The organism is Ruegeria sp. CG1, from assembly GCF_056537265.1.
The window spans coordinates 333,184-351,661 of sequence record NZ_JBQFRF010000005.1; the positions used below are offsets into that span (position 1 = coordinate 333,184).

The window sequence follows — 18,478 nt, forward strand, 5'->3', positions numbered from 1 at the left end:
CTGAGCAGTGGCTGCTTTGGTGGCTTCTCAGGTGTTGAACAAAAAGTGCATCACATCGCCATCCTTGACGATGTAGCCTTTCCCTTCGGCCCGCATCTTACCCGCCTCTTTGGCACCTTGTTCGCCATTGGCAGCGATGTAGTCGTTATAGGCGATAGTCTCGGCGCGGATGAAGCCCTTCTCAAAGTCTCCGTGGATGACACCTGCGGCCTGTGGTGCGGCGGTGCCGGTGCGGATGGTCCAGGCCCGGGCCTCTTTCGGGCCGACGGTGAAATAGGTTTCCAGCTTAAGCAAGTCGTAGCCCGCGCGGATCAGACGGTCGAGGCCGGGCTCTTCCAGACCCATTTCCTCTAAGAACATCTGTGCCTCGTCGTCTTCCAGAAGGCTGATCTCCTCCTCGATCTTGGCACTGATAATGACATGAGCATTACCTTGCGCGGCAGCCATCTCAGCGACTTTGGCAGAGTACTCGTTGCCTTCGGCGGCCTCTTCTTCGGACACGTTGCAGACATAAAGCACCGGCTTGGTGGTCAGAAGTTGCAGCATTTTCCATGCCTTGGCGTCTTCATCAGACACTTCAACCAGACGCGCTGGCTTGCCGTTTCCCAGCATCTCCTGCGCCTCGGCCAGCAGGCGGTCCTGCTGTTGCGCTTCTTTGTCATTGCCCTTCAGCTTGCGCACCAGATTGGCGCGACGCTTTTCGATGCTTTCCAGATCGGCCAGCATCAGCTCGGTCTCGATCGTATCGGCATCGGCCACCGGATCAACGCGGCCATCCACATGGGTCACGTCACCATCTTCGAAACAACGCAGCACATGGGCGATTGCGTCGGTCTCGCGAATGTTTGCCAGAAACTGGTTGCCGAGCCCCTCGCCTTTCGAAGCGCCCTTCACCAGACCAGCGATATCCACAAAAGTCATGCGGGTTGGAATGATCTGTTTCGAGGACGCAATCGCCGCCAGTTTATCCAGCCGGTCATCAGGAACGGCGACATCCCCCACATTGGGTTCGATGGTGCAGAACGGGAAATTCGCCGCCTGAGCTGCCGCAGTTTTGGTCAGTGCGTTGAAGAGAGTCGACTTGCCAACATTCGGCAAACCCACGATTCCCATTTTAAAGCCCATGACGGCCTCCTGATACCATTCGAGCGCCGCTTCTAGGCAGGTCCGGTGCAATGCGCAAGGCAAAGCGCCTGAACACAGCCGCGAGTCTATTCTGCCACATCACAAAATCGACATCGATTTGTGTTCTTGCGTCCATTGAAAACATGCACCTACATTCCTCAATAAAACCAATACCAACGAACGACGGACATAGTAGGTAAAAATGAAATCCCTTGTTATTCTGGCTTTTGCGCTGACAGCCGCTACTGCAGCACAGGCCCAATCCATCATTTTCGGAGCAGGCTACGCAGATTATTCCAGCGCTGAGAGCGAAGATCAGGCAATTGTTTCGCTGGAATACCAGCATCGCTCTTTCTACGAAGCGACCCGTTTCAGCGCCACCTGGGGTGCGTCCCTGTCTGTTGATACCGACGGTGACACGCATGTTGGCGCGGGCCTGATCGGGCTTTACACTTTTGCGGACCGTTGGTTCATCGAGGGCAGTGTCATGCCGGGATACTATAGTGAATCCAACGAACTGAATGATCTGGGCGGCAGTTTTCAGATACGCAGCTTACTGGGCCTTGGCTATACGCTGGAAAGCGGCAACAAACTGTCTGCCGCTATCACTCATATATCCAACGCCAGCACGCAGGAAGACAACCCAGGTGTAAACGCACTTTTGCTGAGATACCATTACGCCTTCTGATCGGAAGCCCCCCAAGCGGGATTGATTTTCAGCGAAAGTTTCTGCACATCAGGTCCAAACCCGAGTGCAAGGATTTCCGATGACCCGTATCGACGCCAAATTCGCCGCCCTGAAGGAACAGGGCAAAAAGGCATTTGTAGCTTATGTCATGGCCGGGGATCCCGACCACGACACATCGCTGGAGGTCGTTAAGGGTTTGCCCGGCGCAGGTGTCGACGTCATCGAGTTGGGCCTGCCCTTTACCGATCCGATGGCCGATGGCCCGACCATTCAGGCTGCTGGCCAACGGGCGTTGGATGGTGGAATGACATTGCAACGCACTCTGGATTTGGCCCGCGCCTTTCGTGAATCCGATGACACCACACCGATCGTGCTGATGGGATATTACAATCCGATCTACAGCCGAGGTGTCGAGAAATTTCTGGCAGATGCAAAATCAGCGGGGATCGACGGGCTGATCGTCGTCGACCTGCCCCCCGAAGAGGACGAAGAGCTTTGTCTGCCCGCGCAAGCTGCCGGGCTGAACTTCATCCGCTTGGCGACGCCGACGACCGATGACCAACGCTTGCCTCGCGTACTGCAAAACACATCCGGCTTTGTGTATTATGTATCGATTACCGGCATAACCGGTGCTGCCGAAGCGCAGGCAACCGATGTTGGGCCCGAGGTCGCTCGGATCAAAGCTGCAACTGATTTGCCCGTGATCGTCGGTTTCGGCATCAATACGCCAGAAAAGTCTCGCAACATCGCGAGTGTATCCGATGGCGCGGTAGTTGGATCTGCCATTGTCAGCCAGATCGGTTCCGGAAAACCGGTGACCGAGGTTCTGGATTTTGTCAAAACACTGTCAGATGGCGCGCACTCCGCCTAACAATTTCTTTCCATTTTCAGATGGTTCTTCACCGCAGCAGGCGCGCCGCCTGCTGCGGTGTTTTTTGTTTTGACCACGCGGCAACCAACCGCAGCAAGCGGGCATTGCAGTGTTTCAAAATAATTGGTAAAGAAACTTAACCAATCCTGCGAGAGCCTGATCAATGCCAGTCATTACTAATATCGAAGACCTCAAACGGATCTATGAGCGTCGCGTACCCCGCATGTTTTTTGACTATGCAGAAAGCGGCAGCTGGACCGAACAAACCTTCCGCGAGAACACGTCGGATTTCGAAGATATCCGCCTGCGCCAACGGGTCGCCGTAGACATGACAGGGCGCTCGACCGCATCGCAGATGATCGGGCAGGATGTATCCATGCCCGTTGCATTGGCTCCGGTAGGCCTGACAGGAATGCAGCACGCGGATGGCGAGATCAAAGCGGCCAAAGCCGCCGAAGCCTTTGGTGTACCCTTCACACTGTCGACCATGTCGATCAATTCGATCGAAGATGTCGCTGAAAACACTTCGGCCCCTTTCTGGTTTCAGCTCTACACTATGAAAGATCAGGACTATGTCGGGCGACTGATCCAGCGCGCGAAGGATGCGAAATGCTCGGCCCTTGTCATTACACTTGATCTGCAAATCCTTGGCCAACGACACAAGGACCTGAAGAATGGCCTATCTGCGCCGCCAAAGCTGACCCCCAAGACCATCGCCAACCTGATGACGAAATGGGCCTGGGGCATCGAGATGCTAGGTGCCAAGCGCCGAGAATTCGGGAATATCGTCGGTCATGTCGATAGCATCACAGATACGCGCTCGCTGGGCACATGGACCGCCGAGCAATTCGATCCCAGCCTCGACTGGGGCAAAGTCGAGAAACTGATGGAACAATGGGGCGGCAAGGTGATCCTTAAGGGCATTCTTGATGCCGAAGATGCCAAAATGGCTGCAAAGCTTGGCGCAGATGCAATTGTTGTCTCAAACCATGGTGGACGGCAGCTGGATGGTGCGCTCAGCTCGATCCGGGTTCTGCCCGAGATCATGGATGCCGTCGGCAGTGGTGTCGAAGTGCATCTGGATAGCGGCATCCGTTCAGGGCAAGACGTGCTGAAAGCTCTGGCGCTTGGGGCCAAGGGCACCTTTATTGGTCGCGCCTTTGTCTATGGGCTGGGTGCAATGGGTCAGAAAGGCGTGACAACAGCATTGGAAGTGATCCAGAAAGAGCTCGATACAACGATGGCACTTTGCGGTGAACGCAACGTAGCCGATCTTGGGCGCCACAATCTTCTAGTCCCGGAAGACTTTGGCGGTCGCTGGCAGGCTTGATCCTACGCCTCCCACGTAGATGGAGACGCCGCATGGCCGCCCATTGAGCGTCTCGTTCAAGGTACTTGCAGCCAGATGAAGCAGAGGATCCGTCCTTCATCTGGCCGTAAATACCTCGGAGCGCGAGGCAGAGCCTCGCAAAATTCCTCGGGCTACAAAAAGCCCTTTCCAAACCAACTGAATCAAGCTAAGGACGCGGCTTCACGCGGGCATACAGCCTTGGAGGATGCCCGCCCTAACATTGGAGAATTATCATGGCTGGAGAGATTCCTGATCTCGTAGCTCTGGAACGGACGGGGACAGGCAAGGGCGCCGCTCGTCAAGCACGCCGCGATGGCATGGTTCCGGGCATTGTTTTTGGTGGCGATAAAGAGCCGCTGCCGATCCAGATCCCGTTCAACGTACTGTTCAAGCGCCTGAAAGCAGGCCGGTTCAAGTCGACCCTGTGGAACCTGAAAGTCGAAGGTCACGAAGACGTGCGCGTCATCTGCCGCGATGTCCAGCGTGACGTTGTCAAAGACCTGCCGACCCACCTGGACCTGATGCGCCTGCGTCGGACCACCAAGATCGCGCTGTTCATCCCCGTTGAATTCATCAACGAAGAAGAAGCCCCCGGTATCAAAAAGGGTGGCGTTCTGACCGTTGTCCGCCCCGAGGTTGAACTGCTCTGCACCGCCGGTGACATTCCTGAGAAGATCACTGTTGATCTTACTGGCATGGAAATCAACGACGTTGTCACCATCTCTTCGGTTGTGCTGCCCGAAGGCACCAAGCCCACCATCGATCGTGACTTCGTGATCGCCAACGTCTCGGCACCCACCGGTCTGTCGACCAGCGACGACGAAGAGGGTGATGAGGAAGAAGTGGCTGCAGATGAAGTTGAAGTCATCGGCCAGGAAGAAGAATAAATCCGGATCAAATCCAGATTTGAAACGGGGCGCCATCTGGGGCCCCGTTTTCTTTTGCGTGTACGGGGCTGGAAAACATCCCCTGATCCATGCAATGAGATAACGACGCGAGACTGTAAGGGACAAAGCGATGAAACTGTTTGTCGGTTTGGGAAATCCGGGATCAAAATACGCTCGCAACCGGCACAATATCGGCTTCATGGCGTTAGAGCGAATTGCCGAAGATCACAACTTTGGTCCATGGAAGTCCAAGTTCCAGGCTGAAATTGCCGAAGGACGTCTAGGCAGCCAGAAAGTGCTGCTAGTCAAGCCGCAAACCTTCATGAACCGCTCTGGCCAGTCAGTAGGAGAGGCAATGCGCTTCTACAAGCTCGACTCGACGGACGTGACCGTCTTTCATGATGAGCTGGACTTGGCACCCGGTAAAGTGCGCGTTAAGGCAGGCGGTGGCCACGCAGGCCATAACGGGTTGCGGTCGATCCACGACCATATCAGCCCGGCCTATGATCGCGTGCGGCTGGGTATCGGCCATCCGGGCCGCAAAGAAATGGTCTCGCCTTATGTTCTAAGCGACTTTGCAAAGGCGGATGCGGACTGGCTGGATGACGTGCTGCGCGGCGTCTCGGACGGTGCCACTTATCTTGCCGATGACGAAAGCGGGAAATTCATGAATGCCGTTGCCCTGCGCACTGCTCCGCCCAGATCATCGAAGCAGCCCACTAAACCTGATACGCCCCCCAAAGCTGCCGCCGAAGCCGTTTCAGCGCCCGATGAGCGTTCGGCCATGCAAAAGCTGCTGGATAAATTCAGATAATCATTCCGCAACGTTGCGCTTGCGCAAAGCCTCAGGCCAAAGTCCAATGTCAGAGGAAAAGAGAGGTGTCGAATGAAAACAGCGCTCAGATGGCTGCTGCGTATCCTGTTGACCTTGGCATTGGCAGCGGCGGTTGTCGGATTTTGGAAACGCGAGGAAATCCAGCGCCTGATGGCGGTGAATTCGCTGTTTTCAGAAGAAAAGATCGTCCACAACTTTTCGCATATGGACGAAGCCTTTCTTACGGTCACTCTGTCGCGTGGCAATGGCCCGACCTGGGAGCTGCCGTATGGGCCTGGTTTCGATCTTCCCGATGGAACAGACCAGTGGATCGAAGATCGCTCGGTAACATCCCTGTTGGTGATGCAGGACGGAGAAATTCGCTTCGAAGAATACTATCTGGACACCGGGCCGGATGATCGCAGGATCTCGTGGTCAATTGCTAAAAGCTATCTGTCTGCCTTGTTCGGTATTTTGCTGGATGAAGGCGCGATCAACTCGCTCGACGATCCGGTTGTGCAATACGCACCTGACCTCAAGGGCAGCGCCTATGAGACCGCCACGATCCGCAACGTGTTGAACATGGCCAGCGGCGTGACCTTTGACGAGGATTATTTGGACTATAATTCCGACATCAATCGCATGGGCCGCGTCGTGGCGCTGGGAGGTGAACTGGACGACTTCGCGGCTTCGTTGAAGGACAGTTTCGTCGCGCCGGGTGAAACATGGCAATATGTGTCGATCGATACTCATGTGATCGGAATGGTCATCCGGGGGGCAACAGGACGCAGCGTTGCAGAGTTACTGACCGAGAAAGTGATCGCACCGCTGGGGTTGGAGCGAGAAGGTTATTACATCACCGATGGAGCAGGCGTTGCATTTGTTCTGGGTGGTCTCAACTTCACAACGCGCGATTTTGCCCGGTTCGGGCAGTTGATTTTGCAGGATGGCGAACGCGATGGACGGCAGATTGTACCCGCGGATTGGATCGACGCAGCTACTTGGCCAAGCGCACCGACCGAACCGGGCAAGATAGGGTATGGCTATCAATGGTGGATTCCGATCGGTGCCCATGAAGGTGAATTCATGGCGCGGGGCGTGTATGGGCAGTACATTTACTTCGACCAGCCACGTGGGGTTTTGATTGTCACGACGGGCGCAGACCGAAAGTTCCGCGATCCCGGTGTCGGTGAGCAGAACATAGAAATGTTCCGCAAAATTGCGCGAAGCCTGTAAGATACCATCATGCAGAAGCAAGACAGCATCAATGTTCTGGGCGGCGTGCTCGCGCCTTGCTCGCGCAAACCATTAACCGGTTTCTTTCGCGACGGTGCCTGCAACACCTGCCCCGAGGATCAGGGAAGCCATACGGTCTGCGCCGTGATGACGGCAGAGTTTCTGGCTTATTCGAAATATGTCGGAAATGACCTGAGCACACCCCGGCCTGAATTCGATTTTCCTGGGCTCAAGCCTGGTGATCGCTGGTGCTTGTGTGCGGGGCGCTTTTTGCAAGCCCATGACGAGGGATGCGCGCCCAAGGTGCACCTTGAAGCCACGCACCAGAGGGCGCTGGATATCGTACCTCTCCATATTCTAAAAATGCAGCGCGCTGAAGACGAGCACTAGATGGCGATCGCCCGATATCCGCGAGACGTGCGCGACGGCGGCCCGGTTGGAAAGCCATGCTCGGCCTGCAGATCCCAGCCCGAACGCGCGAGCATCTCCGCCACAATATCCGGTCGATAGGTTCGGTGCCGCCATTGGAACCAGATGATCGCATTACACCAATGTGGCTTGCTGACTACCAACCAAAGCGTTGCACCCGGTTCAGCCAGATCGCGCATGCGGCGCAAAGCATCTATCGGATCAACGCAATGCTCCAGAACATGCGCAGCCAACAGGCAGTCAAAACGGGATGCCGGATGGAACTCTTCCAAGCGCGATTGGACAGTCTCGGCGTTTCCACCGCGCCGTTGCAACGCTGACCCTGCCAGTTGCAGCATTCGGGCCGAAGGTTCCAAAAGCGTCACATGCCCTTCGCGCCGAATCACGGCGCGTGCTTCGGCAAAGGCTCCCGTACCGCACCCGATATCCAGTGCGTTACGGCCCAATTCGACCTGCGGGTCCGAGGATAGAAAACCCAGATAGGCATCGAAATACCCCAGCAGACGCATCTTGTCTGCCCAGCCCGGGGCGGCCTGATCGTATTTCTGGTCAAGTCGGTCGGGTCCGGCCTTTGAGGAAACACTGCACATGCAATGCAAACTGGCACAGTTCCTCAAAGGCGCAAAGCCTGTTGGGCCTGATCAGTCCGCTGCGCGACCTTCGGTATCCGACATATCAAAGTTCAGGTACCGTGCGACGGTCTGCACATCCTTATCCCCCCGGCCACACATATTCATGCAGATCAGGTGGTCCTTGGGCAATTCCGGCGCGATTTTCATAACATGCGCCAGCGCATGGCAGGGCTCCAGCGCAGGGATGATACCTTCGGTGGCGCAGCACAACTGGAACGCTTCAAGCGCTTCTTTATCCGTGATCGAGACATAGTTGGCGCGACCGATGTCGTGCAGCCAGGAATGCTCGGGGCCAATGCCAGGATAGTCCAGACCGGCCGAGATCGAATAGCCTTCGAGAATCTGCCCGTCATCATCCTGCAGCAGATAAGTGCGGTTGCCGTGCAGCACGCCCGGACGACCTCCGGTCAATGAGGCGCAATGCTCCATCTTCTCGTTCACGCCCTTGCCGCCCGCTTCAACACCGATGATATTCACATCCTTGTCGTCGAGGAACGGGTAGAACAGGCCCATCGCATTCGAACCACCTCCGATGGCGGCGATGATGGTGTCGGGCAAACGGCCCTCGGCCTTTTGCATCTGTTCCTTGGCTTCCTTGCCGATGATCGACTGGAAGTCGCGTACCATCGCCGGGTAAGGATGCGGGCCAGCAACGGTGCCGATGCAGTAAAAGGTATCGCGCACATTGGTCACCCAGTCGCGCAGAGCGTCGTTCATCGCATCTTTCAGCGTACCCCTGCCGGATGTCACCGGGATCACTTCGGCTCCCAGCAGGCGCATACGGAACACGTTCGGGGCCTGGCGCTGAACGTCATGGGCACCCATGTAGACAATGCACTTCAGGCCGAATTTGGCGCAGACGGTGGCTGTGGCCACGCCGTGCTGCCCTGCCCCGGTCTCGGCGATGATCCGGGTCTTTCCCATGCGCCGCGCCAGAATGATCTGGCCCAGCACATTGTTGATCTTATGCGCGCCGGTGTGGTTCAGTTCGTCACGCTTCAAGTAAATCTTTGCGCCGCCCAGATGTTCGGTCAGGCGTTCCGCGTAGTAGAGCGGCGAAGGGCGACCCACGTAGTTTGCCCACAGATCGTCCATCTCGGCCCAAAATGTGGGGTCATCCTTGGCTTTGTCATATTCCTCTTCCAGTGACAGGATCAGCGGCATCAGCGTTTCGCTGACAAAGCGCCCGCCGAAGATGCCAAAGCGGCCTTGTTCATCGGGGCCGGACATGAAGGAATTAAAAAGATCGTTGGCCATGGAAGTCTCCCTCGTCGTACCCGATGTTCATAGGAGGTGATGGAGTGATTTGCCATCGCAAAACGTATCATTCCGCCGCCTGAGCGCGCTGTTCCCACACCTGAAGTGCCTGAACTCGACTTGGAACAGCAATGCAGGGAAATTGACAGAACACATTGATATCGGCCAGACGGGTCGACGCGCGTACTACACGGCGATGAGGGCCGGAATATGCGAATGTCAGCATAGCTTCGACATCATGCCAGACTGTGTATGAAAAATAACAGCCTTGACGCACAAATACCTCGGCATGCAGGCACAGCGCGTCACCGCGTGCCTGCCGCAAGGATTGATGAGCGCGCCAGAAGAACTCGGGCCCGTGATACCATCGTTTAAGTGAAACTCCGCCGATCACTGCCAGCATGCTCTCCCCCATTTTGAGGAGATACGCAGGTTCGCGCAGATCAGATCAACTTGCCGCGTCGATAAAGGCGCGGATCAGCCCGGCATCCTTTACACCCGGAGAGCTTTCGACGCCGGATGAGACATCCACCTGCTGTGCGCCGGTCATTCGCACCGCTTCTGCGACATTGTCAGGGGTCAGACCTCCGGCCAGCATCCATGGCCTACGCCAGTATTTACGACCTGCCAGCAGGCGCCAATCAAAAGACAAACCGTTACCACCAGGCAGCTCCGCGTTTCGCGGTGGCTTTGCGTCGATCAACAGCTGATCCGCCACATCTGAATAGAGATCGATGGCCGCGAGGTCTTCGGCCTCGGCCACACCAATGGCCTTCATTACCGGCAGGCCGAAGCGGTCACGCACTTGCTGCACACGCTCAGGACTTTCTTTGCCATGCAGTTGCAACATATCCAGAGGCACGATCGAAAGAATGTGGTCCAGATCCTCGTCCGTCGCATTCACTGTCAGCGCCACCTTGGCGACGCCCGCAGGCACCTGCTGTGCCAATGTCGCAGCTGTCTGGGGCTCAACATGGCGCGGGGATTTGGGGAAAAACACAAAACCAACATATCCCGCACCCGCATCCACAGCAGCGCGCACGTGGTCAGGGGCGGTCAGGCCGCAGATTTTAACTCGGATATCAGCGGGCATCGTAGGGCCTCAGCTTGCCTCATCCAGAATGGCCAGCACATCATCCTGACCTTCATTCTGCTTTTTCTTGAGCTTCTTAACTTCACGCTCAAGCTTGCGCACTTCGCCTTGCTTCACGGTCACATCCTTGCGGTGTTTATGCTCGCGCAGCCATTCCCACAGGAAGCCGATGACCAGGCCGGCAACAACCCCACCCAGCACGACCAGAAACAGCGGCAAGGAGGTTGACAGGTTGAACCCCAGCAACTCGGACAAAGCATCCGGCATAAGCTTAAGTTCAACAATTTGGCGATTGGCCAGCGAAACCGAGACCAGAACGATCCCCAATGCAGCCAGAAAAGCATAACGAATGTAGCGCATCATGAGGCTAGGCTTTACCGTTCAAACGGTCCCTTAGCAACTTGCCAGTTTTGAAAAATGGAACACATTTTTCTTCAACCTGCACAGTCTCACCAGTGCGAGGATTGCGGCCTACACGTGCGTCACGCTTTTTCACCGAAAACGCGCCGAAACCGCGCAGCTCTACGCGGTCGCCGCGTGCCATGGCGTCGGTCACTTCTTCAAAAACGGTATTCACGATCCGCTCGACGTCGCGTTGATAGAGATGCGGGTTTTCGTCGGCAATTTTCTGAATCAATTCTGAACGGATCATACGCAATACCCTCCCAGGCGGACGATGTGACAAGCCTATTGTTCTGACAGTATAGGAAAAAACCCGGATCGGGGGAACGGATACTCTGCCAGCAAAGGCGGCATTTTGCGACAATCTCACGCGAATTTTTGCCCGTTGGCCTGATTTCCACACTTCATGCGCGAACGATAGGCAAATTAAGCCGACTATTTGGAAGATATTGATTCGCAACAAAAACGGCCCCGCACCATGGTGCGAGGCCGAATTTCATGTTTGGGATACGCCCCGGAATTAGTCGCCCGACTTCAGTGCTGCACCCAGGATATCGCCCAGCGACGCGCCCGAGTCGGAAGAACCGTACTGTTCCACGGCCTCTTTCTCTTCGGCGATCTCGCGTGCCTTGATCGACAGGCCCAGACGACGGGTCTTGCTGTCGACGTTGGTGACGCGGACGTCGACCTTGTCGCCGACCGAGAAACGCTCGGGGCGCTGCTCAGCACGGTCACGCGACAGGTCCGAACGACGGATGAACGACTTCATGCCTTCGTACTCGACCTCGATGCCGCCATCTTCGATCGCGGTCACTTCGACGGTGATGACCGAACCACGCTTCACGCCGCCCACGGCTTCAGCGAACTTGTCACCGCCCAGGGCTTTGATCGACAGCGAGATACGCTCTTTCTCAACGTCAACTTCCGAGACGACGGCCGAAACCATGTCGCCTTTGCGGTAGTTCTGGATCGCATCTTCGCCACGCTCGTCCCAGGACAGGTCGGACAGGTGAACCATGCCGTCGATGTCGCCTTCGAGGCCAATGAACAGACCGAATTCGGTGATGTTCTTGACTTCGCCTTCGACCTCGGTGCCCTCGGGGTGCGTTTCTGCAAACACTTCCCATGGGTTGCGCTGGGTCTGCTTCAGGCCCAGAGACACGCGACGCTTGGCGCCGTCGATTTCCAGAACCATGACGTCGACTTCCTGGCTGGTCGAAACGATCTTGCCGGGGTGGACGTTTTTCTTGGTCCAGGACATCTCGGACACGTGAACCAGACCTTCGACACCGGCTTCCAGCTCGACGAACGCGCCGTAGTCGGTGATGTTGGTGACGCGACCCTGATGGACCGAGCCCAGCGGGTATTTCGCAGCAACCAGATCCCACGGATCTTCCTGCAGCTGCTTCATGCCCAGGCTGATGCGGTGGGTCTCTTTGTTGATCTTGATGACCTGAACCTTGATGGTTTCGCCGATCGTCAGGATCTCGGACGGGTGGTTCACACGGCGCCATGCCATGTCGGTGACGTGCAGCAGGCCGTCAACGCCGCCCAGATCAACGAATGCACCGTATTCGGTGATGTTCTTGACGACACCCTCGACGGTCTGACCTTCGGACAGGTTGCCGATGACTTCGGCACGCTGTTCGGCACGCGATTCTTCCAGGATAGCGCGACGCGAAACAACGATGTTGCCACGGCGGCGGTCCATTTTCAGAATCTGGAACGGCTGCTTCAGACCCATCAGCGGGCCAGCGTCGCGCACGGGGCGAACGTCAACCTGCGAGCCGGGCAGGAACGCAACTGCGCCACCCAGATCGACGGTGAAGCCACCTTTGACGCGACCAAAGATTGCACCTTCGACGCGCTGGTCGTCGGCATATGCTTTTTCCAGACGGTCCCATGCCTCTTCACGGCGGGCCATCTCGCGCGAGATGACGGCTTCGCCACGGGCGTTTTCTGCGGCGCGCAGGTACACTTCGACCTCGTCGCCTACAGCGATTTCAGGGGCTTCGCCGGGATTTGCGAATTCTTTCAGATCAACGCGGCCTTCCATTTTGTAGCCTACGTCGATGATGGCTTGGCCGGCTTCGATCGCCAGAACCTTGCCTTTGACAACAGAACCCTCTTCGGGCGTGTCCATTTCGAAGCTTTCATTCAGGAGGGCTTCGAATTCCTCCATGGATGCGTTAGCCATGTGGCGTTGTTTTCCTTTACATAACGTTTTTGCTGGCCGAGCGGTTGTCTCCGCCGGTCTTGTTTCATGGTGCCTGAATGCGTGATCCAGAACGCGCCCGAGCTAACAAACACAAAGGGCCGAGGTAACCCGGCCCTGCTCAGATACGTCATCCGGACGTTAACCGCCCTTGTTCAGACAGCGCGCGTATAGGCGGATTCCGTGTCATGTGCAAGAGCAAAGCCCTTAAACACTGGCCAATCCCACAAAATCCGAACATCGGGTCCGGGCATCGAAGCAAACGCGATCCGATCCCCGGCCTTCTTTGTCAGTTCTGCCGAATGATACCATGCGGCGCTAGAACAGTTGCAGATCCTTCTTGCCGCTTTGAATCTCAGCGAGGTTTGGCATGTTCTCGATCACCACGGGTGCCGGTTTCGCGCCCGGCATTGCGACAGTCGGCTGCCCCATTGCGGCCTTGCCAAAGGCAGGCTTCTCCAACTCGCCCCGGATATCTCGCAGCAGGGTTTTGTGATCCGGCATGGTCTTGAGGATCTGCGCAAGGTCCATTTTTGCCCCCTTCCACCACTGGAACCAAATCGGTTTCTTCAGCGGTCGCAGACGATCACGGATACCTTCGCCATAGCCCGTATCATACACCTGTTTGCCCAGAAGAACCGTCTGATAGACGCGGAAATTGAACAGCGTCGCAAACTCGATATCGTGTTCCATCGGCAGACGATGCTGCCACAGCTCAAGGTTCTCGGCCAACCGATCCGGAATCTTCATCTCGGTGCGGGCGTCGATCCAATATTGATCATCGGTGCGGTTACCCAACCGGTAGTGCAGGCAGATAAAATCCAGTACCTCGTCATAAAGCTTGTTCATCTGCCGGTTATATCGGTTGCGCAGCGCGGGCTCGATATCGCGGGTCGGCAGATGCTCGGCAAACCAGCGGATCGCGTGATCGATCATGTGGATCGCGGTACTTTCAAGCGGTTCGATAAATCCACCAGACAAACCGATCGCCAAGCAGTTCTTAACCCAGGCATTGCGGACACGACCAACACGCATGGGGATCACGCGCGGTGTCAGCCCCTTGCCGCTGTCGCCCAACCAGTCAAGATATTCGTCCGCCGCCTGATCATCGGTCCGATGCGCGGATGAATACACATATCCCGTACCTACACGATTGTAGAGCGGCACACGCCACGTCCAACCCGCACCAAGCGCGGTCGAGCGTGTAACGCTTTCGATCTTTTCGGGGTTAGGGTGCTCGATCTGCAAGGCCATGGCACGGTCGTTGGGCAAGTAGTCCGAGTAATCCATGAACGGCTCGCCCAACGCTTGATTGATGATCAACCCCCGGAAGCCGGTGCAATCTATGACCATCTCAATGTCATGGCGTCCCTTGCGCTCTAACATCAGGTGACTGACATTGCCCTGCTCGTCCAATTCGACCGATTGCACTTCGTCTTGAATATGCTCTACGCCGCGCTTGGCGCAGACCTTTGTTAGCATGCCCGCAAACTTCACGGCATCCAGATGATAAGCATAGCCAAACCGCTGCTCGAATTCAGGTGCACCCAAAGGACGCGCACCCTTGCACAACCGGGCCAGATCATCATGCGGTGAGATTGACTGCGTGAAATCCCGATCCCCGTTACCAAAACGCAGAAAATACTCGGCAGCCTCCAACCCCTCCAGCAATTGACCATGGGCAAACGGGTTTACGTAGTCGATCCGATTGCCCTTGGCGTCGTTGTTCCAATTGCAGAACTTAACTCCCAACTTGAACGATGCGTTGGTTTCGCGGAAGAAATCCCGCTCTGATATGCCCGCCTGACGGAGCGTGACCGGCATACGCGGCACCGTCGCTTCACCGACACCCACAGTCGAGATGTTGGGGCTTTCGATCAAGCAAATGCGTGGGCGATCCTTGGGTGCTGACGTGCGGGAGAACACCATGTCCAGGATGAGCGCAGTCATCCAACCCGCCGTACCACCACCCACGATGGTGATCTTACGCAAACGATTATTCATATTTTTTGTCCCTGTTGGCTTGGGATTTTGTAGCTGCCTCCCCTTTTTTTTGAGTGTTGGGGATTTAACAGCAGCTTTCCCTTATTTAGCTGTGGGAAGACTATAACAGCTTTCAAGCATCCAGCTAGAGCCTATGACACCCATGGTCGCAGGCACATTCGTCATCAGAATTCAGGCTATGCGCCTACTTTGGACAAGTGTCAGATTTCCTCACCCTTCTTCAGAAGTTCTTCGATCAGCTCACGCTGCAGATCATGGCTGTCGCCCCCTCCGAATTCCGCCGCGCCACCGGTGTACAATGTGCCATAGGTGTTGGCGATATTCACAGTCTGGGCCAGCCCCGAGATCAACTGATCCCTTTGCAACAGCGAAAGCGGGTGAATGAACGCTGCCCATAAGGTGCCATTTGCGATCGCATAGCGCGCATCCAGCGTGCTGTCGAAATTTGCCTGCATCATCCGTTGCAAATCGGCTGGCGACAAATCCGCAGCACTGCCAATCGCGACCATCGCCCGCATGCGATCAGCATTGGTATCGGTGACAACCAGCACCGTCACATCAGATATCGTCAACTCAAACCCCGGCCCGATCGGTTGCGCCTCGGGATCTAGCGCAAAGATGATTTTTCCCAGACGCTCGTAAGTCATCGGAGGTTCGGCCTCGGGCACCGGCGTATCTGATTGCTGCGCAGCTACGCTACCTGCAAGAAAGAACAAAAACAGGGCTAGTCTGATCATGGGCCACTCCTACGGTTGTCCAACAAGCTTAGGCGGCCATCGGACAGGTGGCCAAACAAAGCTATGTGATCAGTTTTGCGAAACGCCCTGATCTACGAACGATCTGCAAAGTATTGCGGCCTATCTGCGATTACCCGTCCGAGGAGCCTTTCCTAACTTAGTGACATTGGCTTGGGGCGGACCCGAGCCTTGAACCAAAATGGAAAGGATTCCTGCTATGAAATCGCTCGCACTTACTGCATTAGCCGCAACTCTGGCCCTGGCAGCTCCGGCTTTTGCCGCAGACGAAATCAACGTCTCCAAAGGCCTGTCGGCGGCTGGTGCACCCCTGGCAGCCCATGGCGTCGATCTGGTCGCGCTTGTCAACAATGGCAATCCGGTAGAAGGCTTCGCCAATCATTCGGCGACTTATGATGGCGCATCCTATTACTTCACCAGCGCGGAAAACCTTGAAGCGTTCGAGGCCAATCCGGCGGCTTACTTGCCCCAGCACGGTGGCTATTGTTCGTTCGGGGTGTCTGTTGGCAAAAAGTTCGACGGCGACCCGGATCAGTACCTGATCGCAGACGGCAAGCTGTATCTGTTCCTGAATGCTGATACCCGCGCTGCTTTCCTGAAAGACGTCACCAGCACCGCTAAAACCGCAGATGACCAGTGGGCCAATATCAAGAGCATCGCAGTTGGTGAATTGTAACTGACGGACCCTTGTCCGCAGCCACTTCAGGCTGCGGGCAGGTTCTGTTCTATCGTTTCGAGCGCCCGTGCCAACGCGGCCTCGATGCTCAGGTTTGACGTATCAAGCTGCACGGCGTCATCTGCAGGTTTCATCGGTGCAGTGCTGCGATCCGCGTCACGTGAGTCACGCTCTTTGACATCCGCAAGCACCTGTTCGCGTGACACGTCCGAACCTTTGGCCGAAAGCTCAAGATATCGCCGTTCCGCCCGGACTTCGGGACTGGCGGTGACAAACAGTTTGACCTCAGCGTTTGGGCAAATCACGGTTCCAATATCGCGCCCGTCCAGCACGGCGCCTCCGGCGCGACGGGCAAACGCCCGCTGAAAATCAACGAGTGCGCTTCGGACTTCAGGAATGACCGCAACTTTCGAGGCCGCCTGTGCGATCTCAGCCGTACGCAGATCGCCCTGCTGCAATTCTTCTGCTGTCAGGGACCCAGCCGCTGCAACCGGTTCGTCACCTTGCAGCATACGACGCCCCACTGCGCGATAGAGAAGACCGGTATCCAGATGCGCAAACCCGAAATGCGCGGCAACGCCCTTGGAAATCGTCCCCTTGCCCGCCGCCGCAGGGCCGTCGATAGCTACGGTGAATCTCATGTACGCTCGACCTTGGCACCGAGCGCGGCCATCAAAGGCTCAAAAATCGGGAACGACGTTGCGATCGGTCCGCCGTCATCCACCGAAACCGCCTTTTTAGCTCCCATCCCCATGACCATGAACGACATGGCAATGCGGTGGTCCAAGAAGCTTTCGCAGGTCCCACCACCGGGCACACCGCCGATGCCGAGACCGTCGACTGACCACCATTCGTCACCCTCGTTCACGGTCACACCGTTGGCGCGCAGGCCACGGGCCATTGCGTCGATCCGGTCACTTTCCTTGACGCGCAGCTCTTTCACGCCGCCCATCAATGTTGTGCCGGTCGCATTTGCGGCCACAACAGACAGCACCGGGTATTCATCGATCATCGACGCCGCGCGTTCGGGCGGGACGTTGATCCCCTTCATGTTGGGCGAGTATTTTGCACGCAGATCGGCAACCGGTTCACCCCCCTCTTCGCGCTCGTTTTCGTAGGTCAGATCGGCACCCATTTCGCGCAGCGTGGTGAACAGGCCTGCGCGGGTCGGGTTCAGGCCGATACCGGGGACCAACACGTCCGAGCCCGGTGTGATCAGTGCGGCACAGACGGGGAAGGCCGCACTGGACGGGTCGCGCGGCACGGCGATGACTTGTGGCTTCAGCTCGGGCCGACCGGTCAGCGTAATAACGCGCCCTTCATCCGTGTCCTCGACCGTGATTTCTGCGCCGAAGCCCGCAAGCATCCGTTCGGAATGATCGCGAGTCGCTTCTTTCTCAATCACGATGGTCTTGCCGGGGGCGTTAAGCCCTGCCAGCAGAACGGCGGATTTCACCTGCGCCGACGGCACGGGCACCTCATAGCGCACCGGGGTGGGGTCCGCAGCACCGATAATGGTCATCGGCAGACGTCCACCGTCTCGGCCGACAGATTGGGTTCCGAACAGCGCCAGCGGATCGGTGACGCGCGCCATCGGACGTTTGTTCAGGCTCGCATCTCCGGTGAAGGTCGCTGTGATCGGAGAAGTCGCCATCGCCCCCATGATCAGGCGCACGCCAGTGCCCGAATTGCCACAATCGATTACCTGATCTGGTTCGGAAAAACCACCAACGCCCACGCCATGCACCGACCATTCACCACCGCCATGATCCGTTACTTCGGCCCCAAAGGCACGCATGGCCTTAGCGGTGTCCAATACGTCCTCGCCTTCCAGCAGGCCCGATATCTTGGTTTCTCCCACAGCCATTGCCCCCAGGATCAGGGACCGGTGCGAGATCGACTTGTCCCCGGGCACCTCTGCGGTGCCTGTCAGCGGGCCGCAAGGCTGCGACGTCATCGGGATGGGCGTGCCGTGTCCGGACATGGGGGCTCCTGTTTTCGCTATCAGTCCTCAGGCCGATTAGCGAATTGGGGCCGGTTGGT

General features: G+C 56.8%; 20 protein-coding genes. 8 read left to right on the forward strand and 12 right to left on the reverse strand.

Annotated elements, in window-relative coordinates; genetic code table 11:
* Positions 1 to 27: 27 nt before the first annotated feature.
* Positions 28 to 1,125 carry a redox-regulated ATPase YchF gene (ychF, locus tag ACR0AU_RS16475; RefSeq protein ID WP_170511460.1) on the reverse strand — a complete coding sequence of 366 codons (1,098 nt, stop codon included), beginning with the start codon at positions 1,123 to 1,125 and terminating at the stop codon, positions 28 to 30.
* Positions 1,126 to 1,327: 202 nt separating this feature from the next.
* Here ychF and ACR0AU_RS16480 point away from each other — a divergent pair, with 202 nt between their 5' ends.
* The 7 genes from ACR0AU_RS16480 (at position 1,328) to ACR0AU_RS16510 (ending at position 7,362) form a co-directional block, all read left to right on the forward strand.
* Positions 1,328 to 1,813, forward strand: a complete 486-nt coding sequence (locus tag ACR0AU_RS16480; protein WP_170404502.1) for an acyloxyacyl hydrolase — start codon at positions 1,328 to 1,330, stop codon at positions 1,811 to 1,813.
* 79 nt (positions 1,814 to 1,892) lie between these two features.
* A complete protein-coding gene (gene trpA, locus ACR0AU_RS16485) occupies positions 1,893 to 2,684 on the forward strand; it encodes a tryptophan synthase subunit alpha (protein ID WP_480795965.1) in 792 nt (263 codons plus the stop codon).
* A gap of 163 nt (positions 2,685 to 2,847) precedes the next feature.
* Positions 2,848 to 4,014, forward strand: coding sequence for an alpha-hydroxy acid oxidase (locus ACR0AU_RS16490; protein WP_170736549.1), 1,167 nt, complete (start codon positions 2,848 to 2,850; stop codon positions 4,012 to 4,014).
* A 254-nt stretch (positions 4,015 to 4,268) separates the two neighbouring features.
* Positions 4,269 to 4,922, forward strand: a complete 654-nt coding sequence (locus ACR0AU_RS16495) for a 50S ribosomal protein L25/general stress protein Ctc (RefSeq protein ID WP_170397494.1) — start codon at positions 4,269 to 4,271, stop codon at positions 4,920 to 4,922.
* 130 nt (positions 4,923 to 5,052) lie between these two features.
* The gene (gene pth / locus ACR0AU_RS16500; RefSeq protein WP_480795966.1) at positions 5,053 to 5,736 is read left to right on the forward strand and encodes an aminoacyl-tRNA hydrolase; all 684 of its coding nucleotides are present in this window, start codon (positions 5,053 to 5,055) and stop codon (positions 5,734 to 5,736) included.
* A gap of 72 nt (positions 5,737 to 5,808) precedes the next feature.
* Complete coding sequence (locus ACR0AU_RS16505) at positions 5,809 to 6,972, forward strand: serine hydrolase domain-containing protein (protein WP_170636455.1); 1,164 nt, start codon at positions 5,809 to 5,811, stop codon at positions 6,970 to 6,972.
* A gap of 9 nt (positions 6,973 to 6,981) precedes the next feature.
* Positions 6,982 to 7,362 carry a DUF2237 family protein gene (locus tag ACR0AU_RS16510; protein ID WP_170397502.1) on the forward strand — a complete coding sequence of 127 codons (381 nt, stop codon included), beginning with the start codon at positions 6,982 to 6,984 and terminating at the stop codon, positions 7,360 to 7,362.
* Here ACR0AU_RS16510 and ACR0AU_RS16515 read toward each other — a convergent pair.
* The 9 genes from ACR0AU_RS16515 to ACR0AU_RS16555 all read right to left on the reverse strand — a co-directional run bounded on the left by ACR0AU_RS16515 (position 7,359) and on the right by ACR0AU_RS16555 (position 15,741).
* The gene (locus ACR0AU_RS16515; protein WP_170424383.1) at positions 7,359 to 7,991 is read right to left on the reverse strand and encodes a class I SAM-dependent methyltransferase; all 633 of its coding nucleotides are present in this window, start codon (positions 7,989 to 7,991) and stop codon (positions 7,359 to 7,361) included. The two genes, ACR0AU_RS16510 and ACR0AU_RS16515, sit on opposite strands and share 4 nt — an antisense overlap.
* Positions 7,992 to 8,042: 51 nt before the next feature.
* Positions 8,043 to 9,290 carry a tryptophan synthase subunit beta gene (trpB, locus tag ACR0AU_RS16520; protein ID WP_170397508.1) on the reverse strand — a complete coding sequence of 416 codons (1,248 nt, stop codon included), beginning with the start codon at positions 9,288 to 9,290 and terminating at the stop codon, positions 8,043 to 8,045.
* A gap of 67 nt (positions 9,291 to 9,357) precedes the next feature.
* The gene (locus ACR0AU_RS16525) at positions 9,358 to 9,693 is read right to left on the reverse strand and encodes a hypothetical protein (protein ID WP_170424385.1); all 336 of its coding nucleotides are present in this window, start codon (positions 9,691 to 9,693) and stop codon (positions 9,358 to 9,360) included.
* 45 nt (positions 9,694 to 9,738) lie between these two features.
* Positions 9,739 to 10,383, reverse strand: coding sequence for a phosphoribosylanthranilate isomerase (locus tag ACR0AU_RS16530; protein ID WP_480592078.1), 645 nt, complete (start codon positions 10,381 to 10,383; stop codon positions 9,739 to 9,741).
* Positions 10,384 to 10,392: 9 nt separating this feature from the next.
* A complete protein-coding gene (locus ACR0AU_RS16535) occupies positions 10,393 to 10,743 on the reverse strand; it encodes a LapA family protein (protein ID WP_170397774.1) in 351 nt (116 codons plus the stop codon).
* Between the two features lie 7 nt (positions 10,744 to 10,750).
* A complete protein-coding gene (gene ihfB / locus ACR0AU_RS16540) occupies positions 10,751 to 11,035 on the reverse strand; it encodes an integration host factor subunit beta (RefSeq protein WP_050603110.1) in 285 nt (94 codons plus the stop codon).
* Between the two features lie 270 nt (positions 11,036 to 11,305).
* A complete protein-coding gene (gene rpsA / locus ACR0AU_RS16545) occupies positions 11,306 to 12,982 on the reverse strand; it encodes a 30S ribosomal protein S1 (RefSeq protein ID WP_039532111.1) in 1,677 nt (558 codons plus the stop codon).
* A gap of 336 nt (positions 12,983 to 13,318) precedes the next feature.
* Positions 13,319 to 15,004, reverse strand: a complete 1,686-nt coding sequence (locus ACR0AU_RS16550; RefSeq protein WP_480592076.1) for a tryptophan halogenase family protein — start codon at positions 15,002 to 15,004, stop codon at positions 13,319 to 13,321.
* Between the two features lie 200 nt (positions 15,005 to 15,204).
* Positions 15,205 to 15,741, reverse strand: coding sequence for a hypothetical protein (locus tag ACR0AU_RS16555; RefSeq protein WP_170404529.1), 537 nt, complete (start codon positions 15,739 to 15,741; stop codon positions 15,205 to 15,207).
* Between the two features lie 217 nt (positions 15,742 to 15,958).
* Here ACR0AU_RS16555 and ACR0AU_RS16560 point away from each other — a divergent pair, with 217 nt between their 5' ends.
* Positions 15,959 to 16,435 (forward strand): YHS domain-containing (seleno)protein, encoded by a 477-nt coding sequence (locus tag ACR0AU_RS16560; protein ID WP_170511473.1) that lies wholly within the window; start codon positions 15,959 to 15,961, stop codon positions 16,433 to 16,435.
* Positions 16,436 to 16,461: 26 nt separating this feature from the next.
* Here the strand turns inward: ACR0AU_RS16560 and cmk are convergent, their stop codons facing one another.
* Positions 16,462 to 17,076, reverse strand: a complete 615-nt coding sequence (gene cmk / locus ACR0AU_RS16565; protein WP_170404536.1) for a (d)CMP kinase — start codon at positions 17,074 to 17,076, stop codon at positions 16,462 to 16,464.
* Positions 17,073 to 18,419, reverse strand: a complete 1,347-nt coding sequence (aroA, locus tag ACR0AU_RS16570) for a 3-phosphoshikimate 1-carboxyvinyltransferase (RefSeq protein ID WP_480795967.1) — start codon at positions 18,417 to 18,419, stop codon at positions 17,073 to 17,075. The genes cmk and aroA overlap by 4 nt, the downstream gene beginning before the upstream one ends.
* Positions 18,420 to 18,478 lie beyond the last annotated feature (59 nt).

Coding starts and splice junctions, on each gene's coding strand:
- ACR0AU_RS16510 (WP_170397502.1), top strand. CDS start 6,982: ATGCAGAAGCAAGACAGCATCAATGTTCTGGGCGGCGTGCTCGCGCCT.
- cmk (WP_170404536.1), bottom strand. CDS start 17,076: ATGAGATTCACCGTAGCTATCGACGGCCCTGCGGCGGCGGGCAAGGGG.
- aroA (WP_480795967.1), bottom strand. CDS start 18,419: ATGTCCGGACACGGCACGCCCATCCCGATGACGTCGCAGCCTTGCGGC.
- ACR0AU_RS16555 (WP_170404529.1), bottom strand. CDS start 15,741: ATGATCAGACTAGCCCTGTTTTTGTTCTTTCTTGCAGGTAGCGTAGCT.
- trpA (WP_480795965.1), top strand. CDS start 1,893: ATGACCCGTATCGACGCCAAATTCGCCGCCCTGAAGGAACAGGGCAAA.
- ACR0AU_RS16515 (WP_170424383.1), bottom strand. CDS start 7,991: ATGTGCAGTGTTTCCTCAAAGGCCGGACCCGACCGACTTGACCAGAAA.
- ACR0AU_RS16490 (WP_170736549.1), top strand. CDS start 2,848: ATGCCAGTCATTACTAATATCGAAGACCTCAAACGGATCTATGAGCGT.
- ACR0AU_RS16505 (WP_170636455.1), top strand. CDS start 5,809: ATGAAAACAGCGCTCAGATGGCTGCTGCGTATCCTGTTGACCTTGGCA.
- trpB (WP_170397508.1), bottom strand. CDS start 9,290: ATGGCCAACGATCTTTTTAATTCCTTCATGTCCGGCCCCGATGAACAA.
- ACR0AU_RS16480 (WP_170404502.1), top strand. CDS start 1,328: ATGAAATCCCTTGTTATTCTGGCTTTTGCGCTGACAGCCGCTACTGCA.
- ACR0AU_RS16535 (WP_170397774.1), bottom strand. CDS start 10,743: ATGCGCTACATTCGTTATGCTTTTCTGGCTGCATTGGGGATCGTTCTG.
- ACR0AU_RS16530 (WP_480592078.1), bottom strand. CDS start 10,383: ATGCCCGCTGATATCCGAGTTAAAATCTGCGGCCTGACCGCCCCTGAC.
- ACR0AU_RS16550 (WP_480592076.1), bottom strand. CDS start 15,004: ATGAATAATCGTTTGCGTAAGATCACCATCGTGGGTGGTGGTACGGCG.
- ACR0AU_RS16560 (WP_170511473.1), top strand. CDS start 15,959: ATGAAATCGCTCGCACTTACTGCATTAGCCGCAACTCTGGCCCTGGCA.
- pth (WP_480795966.1), top strand. CDS start 5,053: ATGAAACTGTTTGTCGGTTTGGGAAATCCGGGATCAAAATACGCTCGC.
- ACR0AU_RS16495 (WP_170397494.1), top strand. CDS start 4,269: ATGGCTGGAGAGATTCCTGATCTCGTAGCTCTGGAACGGACGGGGACA.
- ACR0AU_RS16525 (WP_170424385.1), bottom strand. CDS start 9,693: ATGCTGGCAGTGATCGGCGGAGTTTCACTTAAACGATGGTATCACGGG.
- ihfB (WP_050603110.1), bottom strand. CDS start 11,035: ATGATCCGTTCAGAATTGATTCAGAAAATTGCCGACGAAAACCCGCAT.
- ychF (WP_170511460.1), bottom strand. CDS start 1,125: ATGGGCTTTAAAATGGGAATCGTGGGTTTGCCGAATGTTGGCAAGTCG.
- rpsA (WP_039532111.1), bottom strand. CDS start 12,982: ATGGCTAACGCATCCATGGAGGAATTCGAAGCCCTCCTGAATGAAAGC.